Below are 10,000 nucleotides of genomic sequence, written 5' to 3' on the forward strand. Positions count from 1 at the left end.
TTTGTGGGACCAAAACTTAATTCAACAAGGGGTTCAATTAGTAGAACGCTCGCTATCAGGACGACGTATAGGACCTTATGGGCTGCAAGCCGCTATTGCAGCGCTGCACGCCGAAAGCCTGTCAGCGGCACAAACAGACTGGCCACAAATTGTTGCCTTGTATGATGTATTGTACCGCTTTGAACCATCGCCCATAGTGCTGTTGAACAGGGCTGTAGCGATCAGTATGGCGCAGGGACCGGCAGCTGCGCTACCGCTACTGTTAGCTCTGGAACAAAGTGGCGAATTGGCACAGTACCATTTACTCGACGCCGCTTTAGCAGATTTGCACCAAAAGCTTGGCCTGATACAACAGGCCAGGCTGTATTATCAGAGCGCATTAAATAAAACCAGCCAACTGGCGGAACAACGATTTTTGCAAAAGCGCCTGGAAAAATTAGGCTACACTGGCAAAACCAGTTTTACTCTAAAGTTAAACCCATGACAAATCAGACAAATAGTGCTTTTGCTCTGCTCAGTGACAGCGCTTTGCTGCACCATAGCAGCTATATTGCCGGACAATTTCAATCAGGCCGCAGCGGACATTTTGCTGTTCATAATCCTGCAGATGGCAGCTTACTGGCCTTAATCGCTGAAGCAGGTGCAACAGAAGCAGAGCAAGCGGTCGCCTCTGCTAGTACAGCTTTTCCTCTTTGGTCAGGTCTTACTGCTGCACAACGCTCAGCCAAACTGATGTGCTGGTATCAGTTGATGCTGGAGCATCAGCACGATCTGGCCCGCATCCTGACGTTGGAGCAAGGCAAGCCCCTGAGTGAAGCCATAGGCGAAGTACGTTATGGTGCTTCTTTTGTCAGTTGGTTCGCAGAAGAAGCCAAACGTATGAATGGCGATATTATTCCTGCGCCCAAAACCGATCAGCAGATTTTAGTACTGAAACAGCCGATAGGTGTAGTGGCCGCTATTACGCCATGGAATTTCCCGAATGCCATGATCTTACGTAAAGCCGCTGCGGCCTTGGCGGCGGGTTGTACTTTTGTGGTAAAACCTTCGGAACTGACCCCTTTATCTGCTTTGGCTTTGGCTGAACTGGCCAGTCGTGCCGGCATTCCCGGCGGCGTTTTTAATATCATCACTGGGACAGATGCTAAAGCTATAGGACAGGTCCTGACCAAAGACAGCCGCGTGGCAAAATTCAGTTTCACCGGCTCCACCCCAGTGGGTAAAACCCTGTTAGCGCAATGTGCGTCCACAGTGAAAAAAGTATCAATGGAACTGGGCGGCAATGCGCCTTTTATTGTGTTTGATGACGCCGACTTACCTGCTGCGGTGCAGGGTTTACTGGCAGCCAAATTCCGTAATGCCGGTCAAACCTGCGTCTGTGTTAACCGAGTCTTAGTGCAGCGTCCTGTGTATGACGCTTTTTTAGCGCTACTGATAAAGGCAACAGCACCGCTAAAACTGGCTTCTGGTTTGGAGGCGGGTTGTCAGATAGGGCCACTGATTAATCAGGCTGCGGTCGATAAAATAGCAAGGCTGCTGGATCAGGCGCTGGAGCAAGGCGCAGAGCTGCTGTTAGGCGGCGCTATTGATGCCGACTTAGGCCCCTTGTTTTTCCAGCCTACTATCATCACAGACGTCACCCCTGCTATGCACATCAGCCAAACTGAAATTTTTGGCCCAGTGCTTTGTATCAGTGTGTTTGATACAGAACAAGAAGCCATAGAGCTTGCCAACAACACGCCAACAGGCCTTGCCAGCTATTTTTACAGCCGTGATATAGGCCGGATTTTCCGGGTTGCCAAAGCGTTGGACTATGGTATGGTTGGCATCAACGAAGGCTTAATCTCCAACGCAGCCGCGCCTTTTGGCGGCGTCAAAGAATCAGGGCTGGGCCGCGAAGGCTCAAGCTATGGTCTGGATGATTTTACAGAGTTGAAGTATTTGTGTTTGGGTGGGCTTTAAGGTTTTGACTGGTAGCAATTTCAGCCCTGTTTCTGCCCGCAGCCTTAGCCCGGTATAAAGCCGCATCAGCTCTTTTTAAGGTGTCAGACCAATTGGCATCCACAGAAAAATCTGCGCTGGCTATGCCAAAACTGGCACTGAGTTTTAACTCACCTGCGCTGCAATGAAAGCTTTGAGTGGTGATCAGCCCCATCAATTCTTCGATACGACACAAGGCTTCAGTCGCCTTTTTACCGGGCAACACCAAAATAAACTCTTCTCCTCCTAACCTCATCAATTGGCCCTGTTCTTGAGAAAAGTAGCTTCGCAGCAAAGAGGAAAATAACACCAGACACTCGTCGCCAACAGGGTGACCATGCAAATCATTAATCTGTTTAAAATGATCCAGATCAGCAATCACTAATGTTAAGTGCTCCTGCTGACGTTTAGCTCTGGGCCACTCCTCTTCTATCACGTCATTGAAGTGACGACGATTAAACAAACCTGTTAACTCGTCCACTAAGGTAAGGCGGCGTAATTCAGTTTCACTGCAATACAAATCATATTCCACCTGAATTTGTTGCTGGTATTCTGTTGCCGCTCTTTTGGCTGCCGCATAAAGATAAACCGAAAAAAGCAGCAGTGTCAGTGCAGTTTGCCAGCCTTGGCTACTGAACCCTGACCACAAAGCCACTGGCGCGAATAACAAAAAAATATTAATTAAATTCAGTTTCAGATCCAGAGCATAAGCCTGCACACTGGCCGAGCCATACGCTATGGTGCAAAGATAAACCACCAGCACTGAAGCTGCGGACACCTGTTGGTTAAAACTCAGTATCACTACGGCAAACAGCCCCCACAACATAGAGCCGGTGCCTATCAATAACCAATGGCTCAAATACCAGGCCTTGAATTGGCCAGCTTTAGGCGCAGCCGGAGCTTTGTTGGCTTTACGTAACCACATCATCACGACAAAAACCGCGATCACAGGCAAATAAATATCATAACGTTGCTGTAGCAACGCATCAGGAACACAAATTAAAGCCACGCCAAGAATATAAAACAGTGGCCCGATCTGGGAGCGTTGATACAAATCGGCTGCCAGCCGTCGCAAACGATAAGCTTTATGTCTTTCAGGTAAAAACCATTCCAGATGCTGATTCATAGCCAACCACTTAACAAAAACCTTAGCGATCTCAGATGCTGCCAGCCGGAAACCTTGCTGACAAGTGAACTTTTATGACTTAGGGGCATCGGCCACCGAATCCCGCTCAACAAGCGTGGGTATAAATAAATGAGTGCGGTGTTCTGGCTCTGTGCTGGTATCACTAAGCTGAATCGCCAGTTTGGTGGCATAACTGGCCATTTCTTCGACCGGATAATGCATAGTGGTTAAACGTGGACGACAGGCGCGGCTGACAATTAAATCATCAAAACCTATTACTGACACATCTTCAGGCACGCGCAGGCCAGCGGCGAACAAGGCGTGAATAGCACCTATCGCCATTAAGTCGTTGTAAGCCAGCAATGCGGTGAATTGAATGCCTTTATTCAATAAAGCCTGCACAGCCTGCTCGCCCCCCTCCATATTGGCCGTGGACTCTTCAATGGCAGCTTCAGCAAGCTGCAAACCAGCCAGCTTCAGCGATTCGCGAATACCCTGCAAGCGATAACCCGGATCGCCGTTTTGGTAAATACTGGTAATGACCGCAAATTTGCTGTGGCCACGGCTCAATAAATAATCAGTCGCTTGCCGCGCGCCAGCGACGTTATCCAGCCAGACACAGCGGTTGGCAATAGCAGGCATGTAGCGGTTAATCAGCACCAGTCCGGGAATTTCCTTGGCCAGCTTCAATAAGGTTTTTTCATCTGAATATTCGCTGTGCAGAATAATGGCCTGACAATTGTGATCCCTCAGTGAATCTATCGCCTCCTGCTCCGATTTGGTCTCATACAAAGAGTTACTCATCAGCAGCTTATAGTTATTTTCACGAGCACCTTTTTCGACACCACTGGCTAAGCTGCCAAAAAATGGCATCGACAATTTAGGTGTGACAACGCCTAAGGTGTTGGTGGTTTTACTGACCAAAGCACGGGCGTTGCTGTTGGGTCTGTACCCCAACTCAGCAATCACTTTTTTAACCCTGGCTCGGCAAGCTTCGCCCACCTGATGACCATCGTGGATCACCCGGGACACTGTCGCTATCGACACTCCTGCTACTTTTGCAACATCTTTAATTGTGACCATAATTTTTCTTTTTTTATGTTTGCTTGTAAACCGCGAACTAAATGGACTCGGAACCCTGATTTTGTTTTTTACTTGCAGCAAGAGCTGTGCTGATCTGCAGACAGCCCCGTGCATCCAGATGATAACTTCTTAACATCAGCAAAGAGCACATGGCAAATACCATAGTGCCCAGCGCTAAAATAACCCTCATACTGAAAATACTGTCCGGGTGCTGCGCCGCAGCAAGCTCTGCATCAAAACCAATCAAATTCAACGACAAGCCAGCTAACAACAAAGCCAAAGCTGCACTTAAGCTGGTCACCCAACTATGAATGGCGACAAAGATCCCTTCGCGGCGTTGGCCATGTTTTAATTCGTCTTCATCACATAAATCCGCCATCATGGACGGGATTAACATGGTCATAGCAGTCCAGGCCCAGGTGCAGAGCAACGCATCCAGCCAAATCCAGGTATAGCCTTGTGGTGTAAAAATAAACCATTTACAGAGCCCGCCTAACAGAGTCAGGCCATAAATCAGCTGCAGCGCTTTTATTTTGTCGATGCGAGAGGACAGGGCCGCAATAAGAGGCACGGTCAAAAAACCAAAAGCTGCATAAGCCATAGACAACCAGCCTTTAATAATAGAGCCCTGAGCTATATTGCCGTCTGCAATAAAATACACCAGCAAGTAATAGTCCATGCTGGCAGTAAAAGCACCGCCGGCCATCTGGATCACTGTCAGCAGCAGCAAAACCCGTAAGCCTTTATTGGCTTTTAAGGTTTTTAAACTTTGCCTTAAGGTCACAGGCGGGAAAGTCACAGCAGAGCGATGCACCACTTCTTTGCTGTAACAGGCGGCCAGAGTGCCCAATAGACCAAAAATAAACAAAGCCACACCCCAGCCCACATAACGTATGCCAACAAAAACCGAACTAAATAACGCCAGTTGAGCCAGCGGAAACAACCACTGGTAAAGCAAAGAACCCAGCTTCAGAAAATAGGTGGTAAAGCCCATAATCTCTGTGCGCTGATGGTAATCCGGGCTCATTTCGTAAGATAAGCAGGTCATAGGCACAGACATAAAAGTGGCCGCTATATAAAACAGCAAAGAAAAAATCACAAAATACAGCAACTGCGCCAATTCGCCCCAGGCTGCAGGAACCATCCAAATCAAACCAAAAAATAAGCAACAAGCCCAGCTTGCCAGCAGAATAAAAGGTCGTCTGCGACCAAAACGACTTTGGTGATGATCAGATAAATGCCCAACCCAGGGGCCTAATAAAGTCCCAAGCAACAGCGGCAGAGTCAGGGCCAGTCCCAGTAAAAACGGGTCCACCCCTAAAGTCATTTGATAAAAAGGAATAGCCAGCACACTGACGCTTTGCTGAGCAAAAAACATCGCAAAAAAGCCAGCCCCAAGGGCCAGCTTCTGAGTACCGGTTACTATTGGAGGCTGAACAGTTTTTTGAGCTGAATGGTGCAGTGGCTGAGCCATAGCACTCCTGTGCTAAATAGGGAAAATGCGAACCTGATTATATACATGTCAAAGCAGAAGCTGCACCTTCATCTTCTTTGGTTACAGTCAGATTGTTTGACTCCCTCGCTTAATAGCCCTGTTGCAATGCCACAAAGCGGCAATTGCAACCTGGACAAACCAAACTCAAGCCAGAGCATCAAGGCCTCTGGATCAAACTCACTTCTGCCAACTCCACCCCATGCCAACCCAGCTGCTCAGAAGCTGAATAAGCCTCTTGTCTAAACTTCAGCTGCAGGCCCTGGATCAACTCCAGTTTCTGTTCGTCAGACCAGGTTCCGGTTTGCTCAACAGGCACAGCTTGCGGCAGAAACACCGGATAAGCCTGAGTCAGCAAGGTATCGACACGGGACAGTTTTGCCAGAGGCACCAGCAAATACTGCCAGTCAGTGCTTACTGACAAATCCACACCATAGGCCAGACCATGCTGGTCCAGAAGGGCAAACTGCAGCTTCTCCGGCTGTTTCACGGCACGGATTTTAATAGCCAGCGTATCGTACTTCGCCAAATCACGTTGCAGCAGGCTGTTATCAAGCGACAAGGTAGTTTTCAACAAAGCGGCAGATTTCGGCTCTTTCAGCGAATCCACGCCCAACTGCAACACCAAACCCTGGCCCATATCGCCGGTGATATAACGCTGAGTCACAGTCGCATCTTTTGGATACAAGGTATTTTGTCGATCCGCTGTTGCGTCAAACAAAGGCACAGGGCTATTTTTTGGCTGCAACAGCATAGTCCAGTACGGTGCTTTGTTGACAAAATCCCAGTCCTGCGCGGAACCCGCCGCAGCACCAGGGAAAGTCACAGCCTGACCAGAACGCGTAACCGTAAAGCCGTATTCCAGCAAACCAGAACGGGTCCAGTCTTTTGGTAAAGCCAGCTGATAAGCGCCACTTTGGCCCGCAACCTGTTGCATTTCAAAAGCACTGAATTTCTGATCGCCCATATAACGCAGCATCAGCTCTACTTTTTCTGGCTTGCTAAGCGCTGCCAACTGAACCTTGAAGCTGAATTTATCCCCCACCGCTGTCTGACGCTGCGCCTGATGCACCAGTGCCAATTCAGTAGATTGTGGCTTCGGCAGATAAAAATCTGTCTCTACTTTTGAGCTGTATTGCTCTGCTAATGCGGCTTTGGCCGTCAGTAAGTACACACCGGGTTGTACCGTCACTTCGCCGTTGCGCGCCGAAGCCTGCACTGTATTGCCAGTATTAAGACCTTTCAGATTGTAACTCTTGCCAAGGTCAGCAAGGTCAAGCTTCAATTGCTGTGCAGCGGCATACAAACGCCCGGCCTCACGTTTTAAACTGGAATTCTGATAAGGGTCCTGCAGGCTTAACAGATCAGGAAATACTTCCAGACGCCAGACGCCATCCGCGACTTTGTCGAGGAAATACGCACCTGAACCGCTGTACTGCGCCACGTCGGAAGAGCCGACACCGGCAATCTGCCTCAGTTGGTCTTTCGCTACAGGTTCAACACTGGTGCTGTTACTGTAAAACAATTGAGTTTCAGTATTCAGCACTGCCAGGTTCTGCTGATAATCCAGAGTCACACCAGCAAAGCTATTACTGGCTGGATAGTCTGCTACTTTTTCTGCCCGCTTTTGAGTACGGAAGACTTCAGCTGCAATCTTTAAACTAAGAGCTTTTGACGGCGTGTATAACAAATTCAGATGGTGCGTGTTGTATTCAGCATTGGTATGAGCCACAGCAGCAGCGTCATAGGCAAACTGGGTTGCCCACTGAAAACCCGCCTCACGGAAACTGCGCGCCATAGCCGGATACATCACAGAACTGGCCACATCAGCTGCATCAAACTCATACACCATTTTAGCTTTAGTGCCACATTGGCTGATGCTGGCAAAAGGATTGGTGTAATGCGCCACCGCAGGTAGCATATTGGCGTTAATGACACTGCCTTTAACCAAACCTGTTGGATACCACTGGTAGGCCACACCATCTATACTGCTCTTGCACAAGGCTGTGGCAAAAGCCTGGTCATCTCCTTGTTCACTGGTATTGTAAAACAAAGGTTTAGTCACACCAGCTGCACGAATAGTCGCAATCAGCTCTTCAATATAAGCCGCACTTTGTTCTGGTTTGATCTCGTGTTTAGGTTCGTTGAAGATCTCAAAGGCAATAATGTTATCGTCCTGCTGATAACTTTTACCAGTCAGCGGATTGACGTGTTTAAACAGCTGAGTCAGATAGTTTTTCTGCGCGGCAATGGCATCTGGTGACTGGTTCATCTGGCTTTTGCTGTAAAAAGCCGAGAATCCATGCTCTACCGGATCCGGCTCAGGATAACCACTGCCCCACCAGCCTATAGGGGTAATAATCACCTTAATGCCTTTTTCTTTTAAACGCAGCAGCAGGTAATCAAACAGCTGCAGGTGAATATTGTCCTGCAAATTGCCTTCTTTATCGGCCAGCAATCTGTCCCATAAATGCACGCGATAGGCATCTAACCCCAGACGGGCTATGTGGTCCACGTCCATATCTATGGCAGCGCGGTGATCCAGACCTAAACGTTCAATAGAGCGGTAACCAAAAGCAAAAGGCGCGCTGTAGTTGACACCAAACAGCGCGACTTCAGAGCCGTCCTGCCATCGCATCACCCCATCTTTTACAACAACAGGATTGGCTGCCGCAGCACTGGCAGCGGCGCTAAAAAGCGCTGCTGCTAAAGCCTTAGAAAGAGAAGTCCGCAGCATTGTTACCACCAGGTGATGTAAAAGGCAGCGACAATCAGAGTGATCAATACTGCATACAAGTTAAAGCTTGGGCGGGTTGCAAAACTGATATCGCGCAATTCGACAGCTTGCGGATGTTTGCCCTGACGCTGAGCTAAAGTCACCAGCACAGCTAAAACTAAACAGCTTAAGAACACCAAACCTACGCGGTCCATAAATGGCATTTCAGGCAATGTCACTTTGAAAATCCAGCTCAGTACAGCAGAGCTGATAGCTGCAACTAAGGCCGCTGTGGCTGTCGTGCGGGCCCAGAACATACCTAATAAAAACAACACCACTATGCCGGGAGTGAAGAAGCCGGTAAATTCCTGAATATACTGGAAGGCCTGATCAAATTCGCCCAGCAAAGGTTTGGCAGTAAATACAGCAATCACCAGTGCCACTAAGCTGACCACACGGCCCACTTTGACGTAGTGCTGCTGGCTTTGCTCTTTCTTAAATTGTGAATAGATATCCATAGTAAAGATGGTCGCGACACTGTTGGTCATAGAAGCCAGGCTCGACAAGATAGCGGCCACTAAAGCGGCAAAAATTAAACCTTTAATACCTGAAGGCATCATGCTCAGCAGTTGAGGATAAGCCTGATCCGGCTTGCTTAAATCAGGCAATAGCAAGACTGCAGCTATACCTGGCAGCACCACGATCACCGGCATCAACACTTTCAGGAAGGCGGCAAACACAATACCTTTTTGCGCTTCGGCTAAGTCTTTGGCCGCTAAAGTACGCTGAATAATGTATTGGTTAAAACCCCAGTAGCTCAGGTTCATAATCCACATGCCGCCTAACAGCACAGACAAGCCTGGCAGGCTGACATAATGTGGGCTGTCTGGTGTTAAAATCATATCGAACTTTTCCGGCACTTCAGTCAATAAGCGGTCAAAGCCAGCCCATAAACCATTACCTGCACCTAACATATCCAGTGACATAAAGGACAGGAATAAACCGCCACCAACCAGCAACACCACCTGGATAATGTCGGTATAAGCCACAGCCTTTAAGCCACCGTATAAGGAATATGCTACAGATAAAGCCGCTAAAATGAACATGCTGGTGGTCATATCCACACCAGTGACAGTGTTAATCGCCAGAGCACCTAACCAGAGCACAGCGGTTAAGTTGACGAAGACATACACCGCCATCCAGAACAGCGCCATCGTAGTGCGGACTCTGTTGTCAAAACGCTGCTGCAGGAACTGCGGCATGGTATAAATTTTACGTTTGAGGAAAATTGGCAGGAAAAACTTACCAACCAGCAACAGCGTAATAGCAGCCATCCACTCGTAAGCGGCAATCGCCATACCAATGGCATAACCTGAACCCGACATCCCGATAATTTGTTCAGCCGAAATATTGGCTGCAATCAGTGAGGCACCAATGGCCCACCAGGGTAAGGTATTACCGGCCAGAAAGTAGTCGTTGGTGTCTTTATTGTGGCCCTTTTCTTCACGGGAAATGAAATAAGCCAGTCCCACCAGCCCCAGCACGTAAATAGCGAGGATCGCCAAATCTAAATTACTTAAGGTCATTTTTATCCTTACCCTGT

Annotated in this window: 6 protein-coding genes and 1 pseudogene; 2 read left to right on the forward strand and 5 right to left on the reverse strand. The window is 48.5% G+C overall.

All coding sequences use genetic code 11. From position 1 onward, the window contains the following. Window positions 1-484 (forward strand): annotated as a pseudogene (locus LDL40_RS03965) (RNA polymerase subunit sigma-24); the annotation flags it as partial. Next, a complete protein-coding gene (locus LDL40_RS03970; RefSeq protein WP_300993836.1) occupies window positions 481-1,962 on the forward strand; it encodes an NAD-dependent succinate-semialdehyde dehydrogenase in 1,482 nt (493 codons plus the stop codon). The pseudogene LDL40_RS03965 and the gene LDL40_RS03970, both read left to right, overlap by 4 nt. Here LDL40_RS03970 and LDL40_RS03975 read toward each other — a convergent pair. The 5 genes from LDL40_RS03975 to LDL40_RS03995 form a co-directional block, all read right to left on the reverse strand. After that, window positions 1,925-3,106, reverse strand: a complete 1,182-nt coding sequence (locus LDL40_RS03975) for a GGDEF domain-containing protein (RefSeq protein ID WP_300993838.1) — start codon at window positions 3,104-3,106, stop codon at window positions 1,925-1,927. The genes LDL40_RS03970 and LDL40_RS03975 overlap by 38 nt on opposite strands. A 72-nt stretch (window positions 3,107-3,178) precedes the next feature. Beyond that, window positions 3,179-4,189, reverse strand: a complete 1,011-nt coding sequence (locus LDL40_RS03980; RefSeq protein WP_300993840.1) for a LacI family DNA-binding transcriptional regulator — start codon at window positions 4,187-4,189, stop codon at window positions 3,179-3,181. Window positions 4,190-4,226: 37 nt separating this feature from the next. Beyond that, entirely contained in the window at window positions 4,227-5,663 is a 1,437-nt protein-coding gene (locus tag LDL40_RS03985; RefSeq protein WP_300993842.1) for an MFS transporter, read from the reverse strand. Between the two features lie 178 nt (window positions 5,664-5,841). Next, complete coding sequence (locus tag LDL40_RS03990; protein WP_300993844.1) at window positions 5,842-8,418, reverse strand: cellulase family glycosylhydrolase; 2,577 nt, start codon at window positions 8,416-8,418, stop codon at window positions 5,842-5,844. Window positions 8,419-8,420: 2 nt separating this feature from the next. Beyond that, on the reverse strand, window positions 8,421-10,000 hold a 1,580-nt coding region (locus LDL40_RS03995; RefSeq protein WP_300993845.1), incomplete at its 5' end, for a sodium/sugar symporter.

Origin of the sequence: Rheinheimera sp. (genome assembly GCF_020217005.1) — a bacterium.
Taxonomy (GTDB): Bacteria; Pseudomonadota; Gammaproteobacteria; order Enterobacterales; family Alteromonadaceae; genus Pararheinheimera.